Source organism: Kribbella sp. NPDC050820, from assembly GCF_040653975.1.
GTDB lineage: Bacteria > Actinomycetota > Actinomycetes > Propionibacteriales > Kribbellaceae > Kribbella.
In genome coordinates this window covers 1-16,008 of sequence record NZ_JBFAHB010000008.1, presented here as the reverse complement: position 1 = coordinate 16,008, position 16,008 = coordinate 1, and the positions used below count along the sequence as shown (strand labels likewise).

Sequence of the window (16,008 nt, the reverse complement as noted above, 5' to 3'; positions counted from 1 at the left end):
CGCGCTCGTGTGTGCGATCACGAGATAGGCTCTGCGTCATGCAAACGCACCTCCTGCCGCTGCTGGCGGCCGTCGAAGAGGCCGCCTCCGAGGCTTCGCACATCTCGCCGTGGTGGTACGGCGGGTTCGCTCTGTTCGTGCTGGTCCTGCTGCTCGCCATCACGGTGATCATGGGCAAGGGCCGGCCGCACAGCTGAGCGGCTTGACGAAGGGCTGATGTGGCTTCTGTGGAGCGGGTACGGCGCCTCGGGGTGATGGGCGGCACGTTCGACCCGATCCACCATGGGCACCTGGTCGCGGCCAGCGAGGTGCAGTCGTACTTCGACCTGGACGAGGTGATCTTCGTCCCGACCGGCCAGCCGTGGCAGAAGTCCGAGCGGAAGGTCTCACCCGCCGAGGACCGCTACCTGATGACGGTGATCGCCACCGCCTCGAACCCACGGTTCTCGGTCAGCCGGGTCGACATCGACCGGCCGGGACCGACGTACACGATCGACACCCTGCGCGACCTGTCCAAGCTGTACCCGGACGCCGAGCTGTTCTTCATCACCGGCGCCGACGCGCTCGCCCAGATCCTGACCTGGCGCGACGTGGACGAGATGTTCAAACTGGCCCAGTTCGTCGGCTGCACCCGGCCCGGGACCGAGAGTCTCGAGCTGCCGCTCGACAAGCTGCCGATGGACCGGATCACGCTGCTCGAGGTGCCGGCGCTGGCGATCTCGTCGACCGAGTGCCGGCAGCGGGTCGCGAAGGGGAACCCGACCTGGTACCTCGTGCCGGACGGGATCGTGCAGTACATCGCCAAGCGTGAGCTCTACACCAACCGTTAGAAGGAACCAGATGCCAGCCAGCGAACGTGCCATCGAGCTGCTCACCGCAGCCGCGGAGGCGGCCCACGACAAGAAGGCCGAGAACGTGCTCGCCTTCGACGTCTCCGAACAGCTCGCCATCACCGACGCCTTCCTGGTCGCGTCCGCCTCCAACGACCGCCAGGTCCGCGCCATCGTCGACGCCGTCGAGGAGAAGCTCCGGGTCGACTTCGACGCCAAGCCGGTCCGCCGCGAAGGCGCCCGCGAAGGCCGCTGGGTGCTGCTCGACTACCTCGAGATCGTCATCCACGTCCAGCACTCCGAGGAGCGCAGCTTCTACTCCCTCGAGCGACTCTGGCGCGACTGCCCCACGATCCCGCTGCCCTCGCCCGTCCCGGGACCCGCCGCCGAATGACCGCCGGGCGACTGATCGTCTGGCGCCACGGCCGGACCGAGTGGAACCTGCAGGACAAGATCCAGGGCCAGGCCGACATCCCCCTCGACGACGTCGGCGTCTCCCAGGCCCGCTCCGCTGCCGCACGCCTGGCCTCGCTCGCCCCGACCCGGCTCTTCGCCAGCGACCTCCAGCGCGCCGCCGCCACCGCCGGTGAACTCGCGACCTTGACCGGCCTCAAGATCGAGTACGACGAGGCCCTCCGCGAGATCGACGTCGACGACTGGGCCGGCATGACCATGGCCGAGCTCGCCGCCATCCACCCCGAAGCCGCCGCCCGCATCCGCGCCGGCGAACCCCAGCGCCGCGGCACCGCCGGCGAAACCGTCGAAGAAGTGGCCCTTCGCTTCTCCGAGTCCCTGAGCCGGATCGCGGCCCAGGGCTCCTCGGAAGACACCATCGTCGTCGCCACCCACGGCCTCGCCGCCCGCGTCGGCATCTGCGTGTTCCTCGGCATCCCCCCAGCCCACTGGCCCGCCTTCGGCGGCCTCGCCAACTGCAACTGGGTCTCTCTGCTGCCGAGCTGGCGCATCGAGGAATGGAACGCCGGCTCCCTCCCCGAACCAGTAATGAGCGACGACCCCCAACGCTGACGGACCCCGCTCAACGGACACCGCCCAAAGGACACCGCCCAAAGGACACCGCCCAAAGGACACCGCCCAAAGGACACCGCTCATAGGACACCGCTCCGCGGAGGCTGTCTCTTGGCGCCTCCGGCGCGGCCGCCAACCGTCATCCCACGACCTGCCCCCGGCGAACCAACTGGGTTGGTGGTGGACGCCAAGCGGACACCGCTGCGCGGCGGCAGTCCTATGGGCGCCTCCGGCGCCGCCACGAACCGTCATTCCGCGACCTGAACTCGGCGAACCACCTGCGGTGGTTATGGAAGCTGAGCGGTCACCGCTGCACGGCGGCTGTTCGGTGGGCGCGTGCGGCGCTGGACACCGCTCTGCGGCGGCAGTTCTCGGCGCGGCCGCGAACCGGGCATCCGACGTATTGCGTTCGGCGAACCATTCGCACCAGTTGGCACAGTGCCGTTGCGGTCTGCTGTTTGTGGTGCCGGCGGCGCTGCCGGCCCGAGTGAGCCGGCGCTGCGATGGCTTGTGCTTCGGACGTGCCTGCTCGCTGGGAGATCTGTGGATACTGGGGCAGGTGTGGTCAAGGACACGTCGCGGTGGGCTCCTGGCCTTGCCGTTCAAGGCTGACGCAGACTGGCGCCCGCCGTACCCAGCAGGGCTTGCGCGCGTGCTGGGGAACGGTGTCTAAAGGCAGCCTCGACGCTTCAGGGACCCCTCGGCAGCCGCCCCCGGAGCCCGCGCGCGCAGGCGCTTATCCGATTTTTCTTTGGAGCCACTCATCCGCTAAACTTCCGGAGTCGCAAGACACCGCGGGGCTTTGGCGCAGTTGGTAGCGCGCTTCCATGGCATGGAAGAGGTCAGGGGTTCGAATCCCCTAAGCTCCACCGCAGCTCAGAGGCCGGTTTCCCTCTCGGGAGACCGGCCTCTTTCATGACCTGAGTGTCTAACTGAGTGACTATCGGTCCGCAGGCAGCAGCCCGTCCATCGCCTCGGCTCCCTCGGTCAAGACCGGCCGGAGCTGGTGACGGTAGACCGTCTCGGTGACCTGGGTGCTCTTGTGGCCGACTAGGAGCGAGATCTGCTCGATGCTCAGACCGCTCTCGCTGAGCAGTGACACGAAGCTGTGGCGCAGATTGTGGTGCTGCCAGCGATGGCCGGCTGTCTGACGCATGACCACTTGCCTCTGCAGGTGTCCAGCGAGTGCAGCGACACAGCGATCGGGAAGTCGAAGGGTTCGACGCGAGCGGCGGGCGCAGATGATGCTGCACCGAATCGCTATCTCGTAGCGGGTGATGCCGGTCTGTACGAGCTGCAGGGTGAGCGATAATTGCTCCGTGGCGGAGACCTACCACCCGACGGACTCAATGGGCTGCCAATGACTCTGGACCGTGCGGCGGGACGCCAAGGTGACTTCCTGACCACACGTAAGCGAGCTGGTTCAAGGACCTGAGAGCCCGCTCGCCCGGAATACCCGCTCGTGACCTGTGCATGGGATGGCATCGGCCTGCTTGGGGGTCACAAAACCTCCCCCGACGTACACCTCGTCGCCCAACCGGGCGGCTGTCTGCCCCACGGCATCAATCAAGGCAACCTCGCCGTCACGGATCGCGATGCTCCAGCCTGTCGGCCAAGCGACGTCGACGAGCTGATAGCTGGTCTCGAAGCGCACCCGGCGCTGGCCGTCGACGACTGGGGTGCTGACTTCCATGCGAACTACCAAGCAGTCTGTCGAGGCGTCGACCTCTAGTGTTCCGATCAACTGAGCCTGCAGGTCGATGGCCGGAGTTGCACGCTGAATCGTGAGGCCGGGTAATCGACCACCAGCATGCTGTCGCGGGTCCCACCGGTCGCTCGGGTAGGGCGGGGTCATGTAGGCACGATAGGCGCCCCGCGACTCGGGAGGTAGGGAATCTGTCGACCGTTGGGTCTACGTTGAGATGCGAGCCAGGGTTAGGTGATCGGCTGCTGCGGGAGCCGACAGTTGAGTGTCTAACTGAGTGACAACAGCCTCGCTCTGGCGTGCACGCCAGAGGACCCCATGGACATCCGGCCGGGCCCGTCACACGAGAGCTTGGGGACCACCCGTGAATGGCATGGAAGAGGTCAGGGGTTCGAATCCCCTAAGCTCCACCCAGGTCAGAGGCCGGTTTCCCTCTCGGGAGGCCGGCCTCTTGCATGACCTGAGTGTCTAACTGTCTGCGGGCAGCAGGTCGTCCATCGCCTCGGCTTCCTCGGCCAGCATCGGCCGGAGCTGGTGTTGGTAGACGATCTCCGTGACCTGCGTGCTCTTGTGACCGACTAGGAGCGAGATCTGTCCGATGTTAGATCGCTCTCGCTGAGCAGCGACACGGAGCTGTGCCGCAACTCCCGCCGTCCAGTCCGCTTTGCCTAGAACGCCCCGTCAGGTCGAGCAAGCATCCGATTCAAGCTGGGAGACGCCCTGCGCGAGGCCAAGATCCACGGAGACAGCGGGACGTTCGTGAGCCTTGCTGGGCGCACGCCAGCGAGGGATGACACACCGGGCGGCATGGAAATCGCGGGATGGCGGGTGGCGGGCACACTATGAGCGTGGATGATCTCCGGAGTCCTACGCCGCCCCGTCTCGACCGCTTCCTGATCTATTGGTATGGGCCGGCGGACCGAGAGCCCTCGGACCCTGCGAGCGGCGACCGACGGCTTCCCCGTCCGCTTCGCGAGTGGTTCGAGGTCACGCCCCAGTGGTCGGCGTCCCTGGCGCAGCAGAACACCGTCCTGGACGGCGAAAGCGTATGGATCGAGGACGGCAAGCTTGTCTTCTGGGTGGAAACCAGGGTGTCTGGACCTGGGCGGTGGACCCCGACGTTGACGACGGCCAGGTCTACGACCGGGAGCCCGAGGCCGATCAGTCATGGCAACTCGCGGGTGTTCGGCTGTCCGTGTTCCTGGTTCACGTTGCGGCCTTCGAGGCGATCTTCAATGCGCGACTCGGCGGGACCTCGGCTCAGATCAGGCCTGAGCATCCGAGCGAGGTTCTGGCGCCACTCGCTCCGATACCCGGTCCTGCCTGGCGCTGGCCCTCTCCGGGACACGACCTGTACTCCGGCGACGGTCTGCTCGCTATGGCAGGTCCGAACTACGGGCCGGGGGAGACACCGGAGACAGCCGAGTACCGAGAGGTTTTCATTGCCGGACGAGACCGATCAGCGCTGGAGTACCTCGCGGGCATCGATGGCATCGAGTGGAACTGGTCGTCGTGGCGTGACGAGGCAGAAGCAGCGCGGAGGTCCGAGCCTGTTGAGCGCCCAAACCAGGGTCAATAGCCGCCAACATGAGCGTAATCGGATGGGCTGCGTGTAGGTCCGGGTGCGGGGGGAGCGAGTGACTAGGTGAGTGACAACCGCCGCGCATCGGTCCTTGGAGAACCCAGGGTCGCGCAACCGTCCCCGGGGGTCGGGCTCGAGGTACGGCGTGCTCACGTCGTACCGCACCATTGATGCCAGACCCAGCACCGCGTGCTTGGCGCACGCCGCCTCAAGGCCTCGCCGCCACGACTGTTCGGCACCGGCCGGCATCACGGTGGTCCGTGACTCGGTTAAACAAGTGTCGTCGTACCGGCCGGGGACCCGGCGTGGGCGCAAGGTGCTGGGCCGCGCTGACAGGGGTACAGACTCGCTCGTCAGTGCTGTTGTGACCAGGTTCGTTCGAGGTGCCGCATGAGTGCCGGATAGACGATCGCATAGCGGAATGGCTTGATGAAGGCCATGTACGCCTTGCCGAAGGTGCCGCGGGGTTTGACGTAGACGGTCATCTGCGCGCGGTAGCGGCCGCTTCCCTGGTCCGCCCACGCCAGGTGCATCACGCCGTACATGGTCCGGTTCGAGATTTCCTGGGCGAGTTCGGTGCCGGTGCGGTACAGCGGCCGGAACGGCTTGTCGGTGAACTGCGATGCCGAGGACTTGTCGCAGAGGTCCTCGGGGAGCCGCACGAGCAGCGATGGTTCGCCGGTGCCGGGAACGGGTGGCCAGACGCCGGCGGCGTCTGCGGAGGTCGAAATCCGCCCGAGTCCGAACGCGCGTCCGAGCAGGTCGCGAATGCCCCACAGCAAGCGCACCGGCAGCGGCGCGGACGCCGGAAAGTCGAGGGATTGCTGCGTCTCGATGACGGCAGGAAAATCGAGCGCGCCGCCCTCGATGGGAAGGGCCCAGACGTCCTCGACGTCGAAGTCGGGCACGATGTCGTCGATGATCCAGTCCTGGGTCTTCAGCACGTCGTTGGGGAGTTTCATCGGTCTTGCGCTCCTTTCGCGCAGAGGGCGCGGATGGGGCGGATCAGCGGGCGGTAGAACGGCCGGATCAGCCGTCCCGGGATGTGGCCGTGGCGCTCCTCGTGCCAGACCCGAGCCCGGGGATGGCCCTCGATCAGCCGGCCGATGATGCTTCGATCGAGGCGATGTGCCGGCAGCGTGGAACACACCTCGACCTGGCACAGGTGCTTGATGCTCATGTAGCCGTACTGGGCCGGGCTGACCAACCGGATCGGCGCGCCGTGATCGCCGCCGAGTGGGCCCCCGTTCACCCGGTCCGCGAGTAGGACGTCGTCCGCCAGCGCGTCCTGCAGCTCGACCACGGAGCTGATCCCGTCCAGACCCACGAACGCCAGGTGGCTGACGCAGACCTCCGCGTCGAGCGCCGGCTCGACGAAGGCGCGAAAGAAATCGGCGAACCGCACCCCTTCCCACCGCAGGTCGGTCGCCGTCCAGCCGGAGACGCAGTGGAAGTCGGCGACGATCTTGCGCCGCGGCAGCGTGGCGAGCTCCGGCAGCCGCACCTCCGACGGCTTGCGCATGACGCCGCTGATCGCGATCACCGGATCGTCTGGCACCGCGGGCGGCGGCCGGTGCAGGTGTGTGCCAAATCGCGGGAACCCCTCGACGCTCCGTTGTCCGGGCGGAAGTGGCAACATCACAAACCTCCTTTTACCGACCGACGGTCGGTCACCGACTAGCAGTCAGTCTTTTATGCTTGCCGGGTGACTGTCAAGAGGCTGCGGGAACGGCAGGCGGAGGCAACCCGTGAGCTGCTGGTCGGGATAGCGCGCGAGCGGTTCGTCGAGCAGGGCTACAAAGCGACCGCGATGGACGACATCGTCCAGCGTGCGGGTCTCGCGAAGGGCGCTCTCTATCACCACTTCAGCGGCAAGGATGCGCTGTTCAAGGCGGTGTACGACGTGGTGCTGGACGAGACCGCTGACGCGGTGATGGCCGCGGCCTTGGCCGAGGAGGATCCGTGGGCCGCGGTACGAGCGGGCCTGTCCGCGTTCCTCGACGCTTGTCTGCGCCCGGCGTTCAGGCGGATCGTGATCATCGACAGTGTGACCGTGCTGGCCGCCCGTGCGTGGGACAGCGGCACAGAAGGCGTCGAGCTGCCAATGCTGCGGACCGTGTTGACGCCGCTGGTGGACAGCGGGGCGTTGCCCGGTGTCGCACTCGATGCGCTGGCGCACGTCGCACTGGGTGGTCTCTACGGCTCAGCCCTCTACATTGCCCGTGCCGCCGACCCCGAGGCCGCCCGTGTCGAGGCTGACGTGGTGCTGGACGTCGTCCTGCGCGGCGTGCGGGAGGCGACCACCTGATTAGTGCGCAAATCGAGACAGCCCAACCACCAAACCCCAGGTCACAGGGCTACGCCCGCGCCAACCCCGCCTCGTGACAAAAGTCAGGTCGCAGATCACCTGGCGGACGAGCCCGTCTTGAAGACGTCGAGAAACTCGTCAGGCTCCGGTGGGCGACCACCGTGTCCGCCGTCGGGTGATGCGCGACACTCGTCCGCCAGGTGATCTGCGACAGTCGAAAGCACGGTTGCGGCAGATCCGGTTGTTCATTGCGCTCGTGCGTCGGGCTGATTCAGGCGATAGGGTCCCCGTCCATGGACATGCTGAAGGGCGAACAGATCGCCGAGGCGAACCTGACCGACTGGCGCAAGCTGGCCCAGGGACTGCATGCGCGCTACGTGATCGACGACTTCGGCACCGGCGCACGGTTTGTCGCCGCGGTGGGCGAGGCGGGCGACGCGCTCGGCCACCACCCGCGCGTGTCCATCGGTAAGGGGTATATCGACTTCAAGTTGGTCAGCGACGACGCCATCTACCGTGACGACGAAGGCACCGAACACGTTGTTGAATGGGTGACCCAGCAGGACGTCGACCTGGCGCGACGGATCACCGAGATCGCCGTTGAGCACGAGGTCGACGCCGATCCGGCTTCGGTCAGCGATATCGAGCTCGGCCTCGACACGGCGCGCTCCGCGACCATCGCCCCGGTGTGGGCCGCGCTACTGACCGGGAGCGCCGATGCCCAGGGCCGCGGGACCCCCGGGGACGAGATCCGGGATGCCACGGGACGGGTGCCAAACCTGTGGTTCGGGGACGCCGACGAAAACCAGGCCCCGGGTCAGCGGTTCCACATCGAGGTCTATGTGGCGCCCGAGGTGGCTGAGCAACGGATCGCCGCTGCCGTCGCCGCGGGTGGGACCGTCGTCGATGACAGTGATGCGCCCTCGCTCACCGTGATCGCCGACCAGGACGGCAACAGGGGAATCGTCTGCGTCGACGCGTCCGCTGCGAAGAAGGATTGAACCGGCAAGTCGGGTCACCCGTGGCCTGGCCGCGGGTCACCTCTGCCCGCGGGATCGCTCATCGGCAGTTCGCGCCGCACCGTCAGCGGCATGAGCGTGCGGCTGAGGCGCAGGTTATCTGCTCATGGCTGTCGCAAGCAGTGGCCCCGCGTGCTCCTCAACGAGAGGCACCCACTCTGGCCACTCCAACGTCCGACCAAGGAGGCGTGCTGCAGTCCAGTAGTCGATCATGCTGTCAGTGGACAGCAGCAATCGCTCAATCCAGGCGAAGACATCGCGCAGGGCAGCCGGGTCGCCAATGGCGTGAGGCATCACATCGTGGCGGAACACCCAGTCGACGCGCCCCGCGGGATCTGCGCCGGCGTCGGCCTCAAGGGCGGCGGCTGCCTGCGGAAAGCTCCTTAGGAACTCCTCTTGGATGTTGTCGCTTGTGAGCAACACGCCGACACGCTAGCTCAGGTCGGAGTCCACTCATCGTGAGTGCACCGGACAGCGGCAGATCCGGACGTTGCGAGGGTCAGCCACAGTTCGGGTCGTTGACGGCTCGGGAGCTTACGCACGCTCGGGCGTGCCAGCCCTCAAACGCCGTACTCGTCTGCCTGGATCTCCGCGCCCATGCTCGCAAGGAGCCCGACTTGCTCCGGCGAGAGCGCCCAGCCCAACGCGCCGCCTCCGCCCTCTTCGTCGTCGAAGTAGCGGACGAGCATCAGGCCAGCTTGGACGTCACCTCGATCAACGAGCTGACGCACCTTGTCGGCAACCGGTTCGATCCGTCGGAGGACTTCGCCGGCCTGCTCGTCGATGCGGGCGTGTCGATCGCAGCCAATCTTCCAGGCATGCTCCACGGGAACCGACGTTGGCGACGTTCGTCGGCTACCCATCACGGTCGCCTGATCGGCGGCAAGCCCAAGAACCTCCGTGACCTCAGCCGCCGAAACGACTTGACTGGCGATCCAGAAGTAGCACGACTGCCGCACCTTCCACGGCTCATCCGACATACTGCCGAACCCTATGCGGCCGAAGTTCAGGCGGCACCCTGAATTCGGCCTGCCGGCGCGGATCGCGGCAGAAGAGGATGAGTCTTCCGACGTGCTGCATGTTGAGGATGGGTGCCCGCTTGTGGAAGCAGCACGGCGACCAGATGGCGTCCCCTTCCGCGGTCGTGTTCCTGCTTCCAACAGCAGCAGCGGCCGGTCCGAGCCGGCGCCCGCCAGGGCGCATCCTTGGAGGAGAAGTGTTGTCGATTGCGGCTGACACACGCTGCGATGCGCGATCCCGGAGCTGACAGCCCGTCTGGCATCCGAGAAGTACGCTTGGCCGGTGTTCTCGCCTCAAGGCCCGTCTCTGCGTGAACTGGCGATCCAGGCGATGTCCTCGGTCGAGCGCGGCTACGACCTGCTCGCTCCGAAGTTCGACCACACGCCTTTTCGCACCCCCGAGAGCATTCTTGACGCGGCCGCCGACGCGCTGCGTCCGCTCGGGCCGTTCGGCCGAGGACTGGACGTGTGCTGCGGCACCGGTGCGGGCATGCGGGTCCTGCAACCCCTGTGCCAAGGACGGATCACGGGCGTCGACTTCAGCACTGGCATGCTCGCGCAGGCGCGCAGTGCGCACCCGGAAGCCGAGTGGGTACGCGCCGACGTCCGGGCCCTGCCCTTCGCCGAGGCCTTCGACCTGGCGGTCAGCTTCGGAGCGCTCGGGCACCTCCTGCCCGCCGAGCGGCCCGCGCTGTTCGCCGGGGTGTACCGCGCGCTACGGCCCGGCGGGCTATTCGCGTTCCCGATCGGCGCGCCGCCATCCATCACCTCGGCCTGGTACTGGGCGCTGCTCGGATTCGATCTGGCGATGCGGGTCCGCAATGCCGTGTGGCGTCCCCGGTTCGTCATGTACTACCGCACATGCCCGCTGCACGCGGTCCGCAACGACCTGACAGCAGCCGGATTCATCGTGACGACGGTCCCCTTGGCGGCTCTGGGGCGACGCGAGGACGGCAGCCCGCGGTGCCGGCTTGTCCTCGCGCGCAGAACCAGCACGCCCTGACTGATACTCACGCCGCAAAGCTCAGGACCGCAACTCGGCATGCGGGGGCGCAATCTGCGGCTACCGGGCGACTGCGAGTCAGGCTAACTGGCCGGAACGGCTCGTCCGCCGTACACCACCATGCCTCGTCACCAGCGATGTGGAGCAGTTACTCCGGGACAAGCTTGCCAGCAGGCTCTTCGAAGATGTTGCGCTGCGGATTCGCTCATAGGCCCGAGTCCACCCGTCAGTCTCCTCGTCCAGCGACGAGTTGAAGTGTCTGAGCTCGTCTTCAAAGAGCGGCTCGACCAACTCGAAACCCTGACGGCGCACGACTTGTGCCTTGAGCCACGGAAAGTCGGCGGAGGTCACGTGAAGCTCTGCGACGACCTCCCCGCCGTGCAACAACTGCCAGACATCGTCACTTTCGTAACGTACAAGGCGCCACCGAGTTCTGCTCGCAGATCAGTGTGAGCGCCCTTCGCCCTCGGCGGCATGAGAGTGCGACTGAGGTTTCCGGAGGCTGCCAACTACTTGACCACGTTGAGGGCGCGAGAGCCGAGCAACGGAGGCCATCACCATGGCGCATCGGTAGGGTACGCAGGTGACCGATCGTGTGATCGTTGACGAGGACGGAGTCTGGCTGACCGATTCCGGTAGGAGGTTTGGCTACCCCTGGTCGGAGCTGACGGGGGCGGGCATCTCCGTGTTGCTGCTGCCGCCGGACGCCAAGCGCCTCATCACGGTGGAGGTCGACCATGTCAGCGGCGATTTCCTGTCGATCACCGACGGGGTCGAGGGATTCAAGGAAGCAGTTGAGGCTCTCGTGGCGCGGAGCGGAGGCGAGCCGCCAAACCTGGCGACACTTTCCCCGGAGGACACCGTCAGCATCGCGTTAGTTGCCGAATCCCCCTCGGCGTAGGCACGGATCGCCAGTTTGACGGCGCACGAGCATCGCTACTGGCAACATCCTCAATTCGGCAGTTCCGAGCTTTCACTCTTCGCGGCAGATCCGGAAGTCATCGTGGTTCTACTGCTGCTGACGCCAGAGCAGGGTGCGCGCCTCCTTTGTCCGAGCTTGTCCAGCCCGATTCGTGCCCAGTCACGTATGGATTCGTCTTGACTGGCGAGGGCCTCGCTCAACACGGGGAGAGTCTCGGGAGAGCGTGCCTCGCCGATCAACTCCAGGAGCCAGCAGCGCAATCCATGGTCTTCCTCGCGTGAGTAGGCCGTGACCAGGTCGGCGACGTGTTCGGGCGCGACCTGCTTCACGAGCCCGAACCCGTCTTCCCGGATCTGAGGATTGTGCTTTCGCATCATCCTCATACCTCGTGTGAACTGGTCGACCACAGCACGACTCTACGGCCGCCTGCTGCTGGTTGGCGGCTGGCCTACCGGCGTCCGCGCATCGGCATGAGCGCGGATCGCGGCATGAGAGTGCGTTTGCTGCCTAGCGCGGCGTGAAGCGCAGCATGGCATGCGCTCGCTGACGCAGGTCGTTCTCGGTTTCGACTGAGGGTACTTGCCCACTGCCAACCTGGACGTCGTGTTGACGGCCGACGAGGCCGGATGGCCGGACCTCGACACCAGCTCTCTCGGCGAGGGCAAGAGCCGTGATGACGAACCCGTCCATCATGGCGCGGAGAATCTGGTGGTTCGAGGTTCCACGGTAGGTGAGGAGCGCCGCGGCGAACGTGCCGAATTGCTCGACATCGACTTCGCACTCGTCGGCCTCCATTGGCCCCACGCCGGATGCCAACGACAGTTCGTCTTCGAAGAGGCGGACCTGGGCGCGAAACACTCGGGAGACCCCCGATGACGGATTCCACAGCACGATGTCCCGAGCCTGGTAGTACTGGCTCATCCGACCGCCTCTTCGTTCACCCGAATGAGGATAGGTGCATCGCCAGCGTCCTGACCCCCTCGTTCGTAACGAGCTCGGAACGCGGCAGATCAGTGTGTTCGCTGTCGTCCAGTCTCGTAGATGAATCGCCCGGCCCGCTCGCCGGCATCAAGCTCGTCCGCGACTGCCTGGGCCGACTCCCGGTCACAGGAGAGACCGAGCAGGTGCCCGCTGTAGCCCTCGACCAGGCAACCCATCTCAGCGAATGCGATCGCAACCTGACGCAGCGCAGCCTCGTCCGCATCCTCCTGCCAGATCCGAAACGTGTAGTTGCCCCCGTCGACCACGATGGCAGTCGCGACTAGCGCACCCTCACCCGATGCGATGACTGCCACCTCGTCGCCGAAGTTGAGGTCGTAGGCGAACAAGGGCACAGCGCAGATCTGTGCAGTCTCGCCGCCCGGGCTACGACGCGCAAGAAGGCCCTCCCAGATCCGCGGAGCATCCGGCTCAGCCGGCAGCGCGAACCATACGGTCGCGTCGGCCTCCCGAGTCGCAGGAATCGGAACCAGCGCCCCATCCACGGCGTGACAGGTCAACATAGGATGCTCTCGGTATTGATCGGGCATGGCGAAAGCCTAATGGCCCAGGACACTCGCCGGTCCGCTCATGGCCGTGAACGAACTCGCGGACAGCGGCATGAGCGGTCGTTTCAGCCACGAGGTTCGTGGCGGCTGGCCCACTCCTCGATGTCCTTCCAGTACTCCCCAACGGGATGGTTCGCAGGACGAGGTATCGAGATTGCGCGAGAGACCTCATGGCCCGGCGCAAGGTCCCACGCTACGAGGGCCGCGAGGGCGTTGACGATCGACTCGCGTGCCGTGCCGTTGCTTTCGGCTGCCAGAGCATCTACAAGCGCCTGCGTGATCTGGCGAGCCTGGGGTTCTGTGTAGGAGTGGTGCCCCCAGTCGGACAACCCGTCCGTCGCCTCATCGGCGGCCAGGGCGCGCGCTGTGCTGTCAGTCGAACGGAGCCGCTCGGCGCAAGCATCAACGTCGGCGTCGGTGTACATGAAGCGACCCTAGATCCGCCGGACGCCCGACGGACTCAGCACACGCTCATCGGCTAGATCCGAAGGTCCGCACATCGGCAGATCCGTGCGTTGATCCGATACGAGGGCAGACTTCTAGCCTGTCGCACATCAGTTGGCGGAGATGTGTCGCGGATCAGTTGGCGGATCACAGGTGGGCGACCACTACCGTGTCCGCCGTCGAATGCGACACGAGGCGTGTTCGTGCCACCGCGTCCCAGCCGCCTTGCGCCGTACGTCCTGGTATTCCTTGTGGTCCAGCACGCATGCACGCGCCGGTCCGGGGTTCGGACTGGTGCACGATCCGGTGACTACGCCGTGAGGCGGTCCGCTTCGGCCAATAGCAGATCGCCGAAGGGCTGGAAGCCGATACTGCAGGCGTAGACGCCGCTGAAGACTCGGTGGATCGTTCCCCATTCCCAGATGGCGGTGGCATCCACGCCCGTACGAGAAGCCAGTTGCTCAGTCCGCGCCCAGAGGTCGTCGCCGAGATCCGGATTGCAACGCACGATGGTGCCGAGATCGCACGCCGGTTCGGCCCGCAGCCCGGCTGGATCAATGAGCTTGTAGCTGCCGTCACTCGCCTGCAGGGCATTCATCTCGTGGATGTCACCGTGGACCAGAACCGCGGACCGATCGTCGTGGGCAAGGCGACGACGATTCATGCAGTTCAGCGCGTCCGCCACAGTGGCCGGCGAACACGGTCGACCGGCCTGCTCCCAGAGTTCTGGCAGCCGATCGGCGTACTGCTCAGCCAGCTTCGCGCCGGTTGGAAGGTCGATGTCAGGACCGATCGGACGCCACAGGCGAACCGCCACTTCGCATAGCAAGTTGTGGCGGCTCGCCGGGTCGGCCACGACGTCGTACATCGGAGCCCCGAGGCGCTCCAGCAGAAGGGCTTGTCGACCCACGTCTTCGCCCAACAGCTTGGCGCATCCCCGTCCGTTCGCCAGGCGCAACGCCATGGCCTCCTGCCCGACGTCCCGACCTGGCACACCGATCTTGAGGACCGCCGGAGTTCCGTCGACAAGCGTCACGTCGACGACCAGGGCGGCGTGACCGCCCGCGAAGCTGGACCCGATCATCAGAGACCACTCCTGGGCCAGCGAATCGACCATGCCTGGCAGTTCGTCCAGCCAGGATTCGTTTCCGTCGGCTATGACCGTCTTGAGGACCTGGTCAGGAATGTCGAGGCTCACACCGCCAACCTAGCTAAGGCAGCAGAGTGTCTGGCGAGTCATTTACGGGCTCGACCGGTTAGACGGGATCGGTAAATGAGACTGGCTTGCCGGTGGCGTGAGCGTACGCGATCTCCCGGCTCGTGGACTCGCCGATGTACCCGCCGGGGTTGACAACCAGAACTCGGTCAGCCAGGTCAATCTTTCGCAGGTGGAGTGCGCCCAGCGCGGTCTGCTGCTCGTTGGTGATCTTCTCGTCTGTCTCGCGATCCTCGGGGCGGCTGAAGACGCCTGGTGCGACGACGATGACGCCCGCGAAGGTCAGGTCGCGGTTCGCCGCGAGCATCTCTTCCATGAACCGGGTAGAACCGCAGATGCACACAATCTCAGGTCGGTCGGGCACGGCTCAGTCCCTCGGGTCGAACGGCATAACCATCAGTGCGCGTCCTGACGTTACAGATAGATGCACGAGCCAACAGCTTACGCAGCGGGATGGACATCACACGGCTACACCGCGACAGGAGGAAGGCGTTGCCCGTGCTGAGAACGGCACGTGCTCGACGCCGAGGTCCGGGGCATGCCCGTGCCGAGTCGTCGACTGAATCGCGGAGATCGACTCTACGATCAGGCGCGTCCACCAGCACGGCGCGACCGTCCACGGTTCGGGCAGGTGTTGACGACTCCGGTGCGTACCTCTTGGATCATGTGACGACGCTACGACATGGCCGTGGTCGCGGCACGCTGACAGGATGTAGGACCCTGCCTAAGGAGTCGTGCGGGCGGGTTCTGCAACATGGTCGAGGGACCGGCGATGAGCGACGAACACCAGGTTGCGTGGGTCGAGCGCTCAGTGTCAGGTCAGGGGTTTCCACTCGGGCCACGGGCGTGGGCCACGCAGGCCGCGGAGGCAGGCAACTCGCAATGCTGCTTCGGCACGAGCTGCTGGCTCCTCGCTGGCTTGCTGGGCGGCGTAGCAGGTGACGCGCAGCTCACGTGTGTCGCGCAGGATTTCGAATCCGTCCCACTCGAGCACGTCATGTCCGTACGCCGTCGCGAAGGCCTCATATTCCTTGGCATTCATGGTGCCGAACGTGGTCAGCCGAACAGCCGTGCTGACCAGGTCCCACTCCGGTGGGCCGAGTGCGAAGCGTTCAAGGTCGAGGAGAACTGGCCCGTCGGCAGTCACGACGACGTTGCCCGCCCAGGCATCGCCGTGGATCGCGCTCCGCTGCAGGCCGGCTGGGAGATCGTCGAAGGCGTCCTTGAGGCGAGCTAGCTGCTCACGCAACCAGGCTCGGTCATCCTCGCTTAGCCTCGATCCACCGACCGGCCTGGCGTGGGTGGCTGATTCTCGATGCGCTGCAGGGTCGGCTGGGTGTGGCGTGGTGGGACGTCCCGCCTCGCTGCGGGGGTGTTCCACTTGCGG

20 protein-coding genes and 1 tRNA gene are annotated in these 16,008 nt (G+C 66.1%); 9 read left to right on the top strand and 12 right to left on the bottom strand.

Annotated features, from left to right (window positions below):
* Positions 1–38: 38 nt before the first annotated feature.
* The 5 genes from AB0H36_RS09835 (at position 39) to AB0H36_RS09815 (ending at position 2,725) form a co-directional block, all read left to right on the top strand.
* Positions 39–197 (top strand): hypothetical protein, encoded by a 159-nt coding sequence (locus AB0H36_RS09835; RefSeq protein ID WP_360519474.1) that lies wholly within the window; start codon positions 39–41, stop codon positions 195–197.
* 21 nt (positions 198–218) lie between these two features.
* A complete protein-coding gene (nadD, locus tag AB0H36_RS09830) occupies positions 219–830 on the top strand; it encodes a nicotinate-nucleotide adenylyltransferase (RefSeq protein WP_360519471.1) in 612 nt (203 codons plus the stop codon).
* Positions 831–840: 10 nt separating this feature from the next.
* Positions 841–1,224 (top strand): ribosome silencing factor, encoded by a 384-nt coding sequence (gene rsfS, locus AB0H36_RS09825; RefSeq protein ID WP_360519468.1) that lies wholly within the window; start codon positions 841–843, stop codon positions 1,222–1,224.
* A complete protein-coding gene (locus tag AB0H36_RS09820) occupies positions 1,221–1,856 on the top strand; it encodes a histidine phosphatase family protein (RefSeq protein WP_360519465.1) in 636 nt (211 codons plus the stop codon). Before rsfS ends, AB0H36_RS09820 begins: the two co-directional genes overlap by 4 nt.
* Before the next feature lie 796 nt (positions 1,857–2,652).
* Positions 2,653–2,725 (top strand) — tRNA-Ala (locus tag AB0H36_RS09815).
* Positions 2,726–2,796: 71 nt separating this feature from the next.
* On the opposite strand, the gene AB0H36_RS09810 is transcribed toward AB0H36_RS09815, so the two are convergent.
* The 4 genes from AB0H36_RS09810 to AB0H36_RS09795 all read right to left on the bottom strand — a co-directional run bounded on the left by AB0H36_RS09810 (position 2,797) and on the right by AB0H36_RS09795 (position 6,782).
* Complete coding sequence (locus AB0H36_RS09810; protein ID WP_360519462.1) at positions 2,797–3,012, bottom strand: tyrosine-type recombinase/integrase; 216 nt, start codon at positions 3,010–3,012, stop codon at positions 2,797–2,799.
* A 267-nt stretch (positions 3,013–3,279) separates the two neighbouring features.
* A complete protein-coding gene (locus AB0H36_RS09805; protein WP_360519459.1) occupies positions 3,280–3,711 on the bottom strand; it encodes a hypothetical protein in 432 nt (143 codons plus the stop codon).
* A 1,785-nt stretch (positions 3,712–5,496) separates the two neighbouring features.
* Positions 5,497–6,105 (bottom strand): DUF2867 domain-containing protein, encoded by a 609-nt coding sequence (locus AB0H36_RS09800; protein WP_360519456.1) that lies wholly within the window; start codon positions 6,103–6,105, stop codon positions 5,497–5,499.
* Positions 6,102–6,782, bottom strand: coding sequence for a molybdopterin-dependent oxidoreductase (locus AB0H36_RS09795; RefSeq protein WP_360519454.1), 681 nt, complete (start codon positions 6,780–6,782; stop codon positions 6,102–6,104). The genes AB0H36_RS09800 and AB0H36_RS09795 overlap by 4 nt, the downstream gene beginning before the upstream one ends.
* 66 nt (positions 6,783–6,848) lie before the next feature.
* Between AB0H36_RS09795 and AB0H36_RS09790 the strand changes: the two genes are divergently transcribed.
* Both AB0H36_RS09790 and AB0H36_RS09785 read left to right on the top strand, forming a co-directional pair.
* On the top strand, positions 6,849–7,451 hold the full coding sequence (locus AB0H36_RS09790) for a TetR/AcrR family transcriptional regulator (protein ID WP_360519451.1): 603 nt from the start codon (positions 6,849–6,851) through the stop codon (positions 7,449–7,451).
* Positions 7,452–7,744: 293 nt separating this feature from the next.
* Positions 7,745–8,452 (top strand): 4a-hydroxytetrahydrobiopterin dehydratase, encoded by a 708-nt coding sequence (locus AB0H36_RS09785; protein WP_360519448.1) that lies wholly within the window; start codon positions 7,745–7,747, stop codon positions 8,450–8,452.
* A 114-nt stretch (positions 8,453–8,566) separates the two neighbouring features.
* Here AB0H36_RS09785 and AB0H36_RS09780 read toward each other — a convergent pair whose 3' ends face one another.
* Together AB0H36_RS09780 and AB0H36_RS09775 are read right to left on the bottom strand one after the other, a co-directional pair.
* On the bottom strand, positions 8,567–8,893 hold the full coding sequence (locus tag AB0H36_RS09780) for a hypothetical protein (RefSeq protein ID WP_360519445.1): 327 nt from the start codon (positions 8,891–8,893) through the stop codon (positions 8,567–8,569).
* 137 nt (positions 8,894–9,030) lie between these two features.
* Positions 9,031–9,450, bottom strand: a complete 420-nt coding sequence (locus tag AB0H36_RS09775; protein WP_360519443.1) for a DUF4279 domain-containing protein — start codon at positions 9,448–9,450, stop codon at positions 9,031–9,033.
* A 322-nt stretch (positions 9,451–9,772) separates the two neighbouring features.
* On the opposite strand from AB0H36_RS09775, the gene AB0H36_RS09770 reads away from it, so the two are divergent.
* Positions 9,773–10,492, top strand: a complete 720-nt coding sequence (locus AB0H36_RS09770) for a class I SAM-dependent methyltransferase (protein ID WP_360519440.1) — start codon at positions 9,773–9,775, stop codon at positions 10,490–10,492.
* A 583-nt stretch (positions 10,493–11,075) separates the two neighbouring features.
* The gene (locus AB0H36_RS09765; RefSeq protein WP_360519437.1) at positions 11,076–11,393 is read left to right on the top strand and encodes a hypothetical protein; all 318 of its coding nucleotides are present in this window, start codon (positions 11,076–11,078) and stop codon (positions 11,391–11,393) included.
* 528 nt (positions 11,394–11,921) lie between these two features.
* On the opposite strand, the gene AB0H36_RS09760 is transcribed toward AB0H36_RS09765, so the two are convergent.
* From AB0H36_RS09760 to AB0H36_RS09735, 6 genes are all read right to left on the bottom strand, one after another.
* A complete protein-coding gene (locus AB0H36_RS09760) occupies positions 11,922–12,335 on the bottom strand; it encodes a DUF6086 family protein (RefSeq protein ID WP_360519434.1) in 414 nt (137 codons plus the stop codon).
* Between the two features lie 89 nt (positions 12,336–12,424).
* On the bottom strand, positions 12,425–12,916 hold the full coding sequence (locus AB0H36_RS09755) for a DUF4265 domain-containing protein (RefSeq protein ID WP_360519851.1): 492 nt from the start codon (positions 12,914–12,916) through the stop codon (positions 12,425–12,427).
* A gap of 110 nt (positions 12,917–13,026) precedes the next feature.
* Positions 13,027–13,386 carry a hypothetical protein gene (locus AB0H36_RS09750; protein ID WP_360519431.1) on the bottom strand — a complete coding sequence of 120 codons (360 nt, stop codon included), beginning with the start codon at positions 13,384–13,386 and terminating at the stop codon, positions 13,027–13,029.
* Positions 13,387–13,715: 329 nt separating this feature from the next.
* The gene (locus AB0H36_RS09745) at positions 13,716–14,603 is read right to left on the bottom strand and encodes an aminoglycoside phosphotransferase family protein (RefSeq protein ID WP_360519428.1); all 888 of its coding nucleotides are present in this window, start codon (positions 14,601–14,603) and stop codon (positions 13,716–13,718) included.
* Positions 14,604–14,661: 58 nt separating this feature from the next.
* Positions 14,662–14,937 (bottom strand): hypothetical protein, encoded by a 276-nt coding sequence (locus AB0H36_RS09740; RefSeq protein WP_360519425.1) that lies wholly within the window; start codon positions 14,935–14,937, stop codon positions 14,662–14,664.
* A 498-nt stretch (positions 14,938–15,435) separates the two neighbouring features.
* The gene (locus AB0H36_RS09735; RefSeq protein WP_360519849.1) at positions 15,436–16,002 is read right to left on the bottom strand and encodes a phosphotransferase; all 567 of its coding nucleotides are present in this window, start codon (positions 16,000–16,002) and stop codon (positions 15,436–15,438) included.
* Between the last annotated feature and the right edge of the window lie 6 nt (positions 16,003–16,008).

Coding starts and splice junctions, on each gene's coding strand:
- AB0H36_RS09835 (WP_360519474.1), top strand. CDS start 39: ATGCAAACGCACCTCCTGCCGCTGCTGGCGGCCGTCGAAGAGGCCGCC.
- rsfS (WP_360519468.1), top strand. CDS start 841: ATGCCAGCCAGCGAACGTGCCATCGAGCTGCTCACCGCAGCCGCGGAG.
- AB0H36_RS09820 (WP_360519465.1), top strand. CDS start 1,221: ATGACCGCCGGGCGACTGATCGTCTGGCGCCACGGCCGGACCGAGTGG.
- AB0H36_RS09810 (WP_360519462.1), bottom strand. CDS start 3,012: ATGCGTCAGACAGCCGGCCATCGCTGGCAGCACCACAATCTGCGCCAC.
- AB0H36_RS09805 (WP_360519459.1), bottom strand. CDS start 3,711: ATGACCCCGCCCTACCCGAGCGACCGGTGGGACCCGCGACAGCATGCT.
- AB0H36_RS09800 (WP_360519456.1), bottom strand. CDS start 6,105: ATGAAACTCCCCAACGACGTGCTGAAGACCCAGGACTGGATCATCGAC.
- AB0H36_RS09795 (WP_360519454.1), bottom strand. CDS start 6,782: ATGTTGCCACTTCCGCCCGGACAACGGAGCGTCGAGGGGTTCCCGCGA.
- AB0H36_RS09785 (WP_360519448.1), top strand. CDS start 7,745: ATGGACATGCTGAAGGGCGAACAGATCGCCGAGGCGAACCTGACCGAC.
- AB0H36_RS09775 (WP_360519443.1), bottom strand. CDS start 9,450: ATGTCGGATGAGCCGTGGAAGGTGCGGCAGTCGTGCTACTTCTGGATC.
- AB0H36_RS09760 (WP_360519434.1), bottom strand. CDS start 12,335: ATGAGCCAGTACTACCAGGCTCGGGACATCGTGCTGTGGAATCCGTCA.
- AB0H36_RS09755 (WP_360519851.1), bottom strand. CDS start 12,916: ATGTTGACCTGTCACGCCGTGGATGGGGCGCTGGTTCCGATTCCTGCG.
- AB0H36_RS09750 (WP_360519431.1), bottom strand. CDS start 13,386: ATGTACACCGACGCCGACGTTGATGCTTGCGCCGAGCGGCTCCGTTCG.
- AB0H36_RS09740 (WP_360519425.1), bottom strand. CDS start 14,937: ATGGAAGAGATGCTCGCGGCGAACCGCGACCTGACCTTCGCGGGCGTC.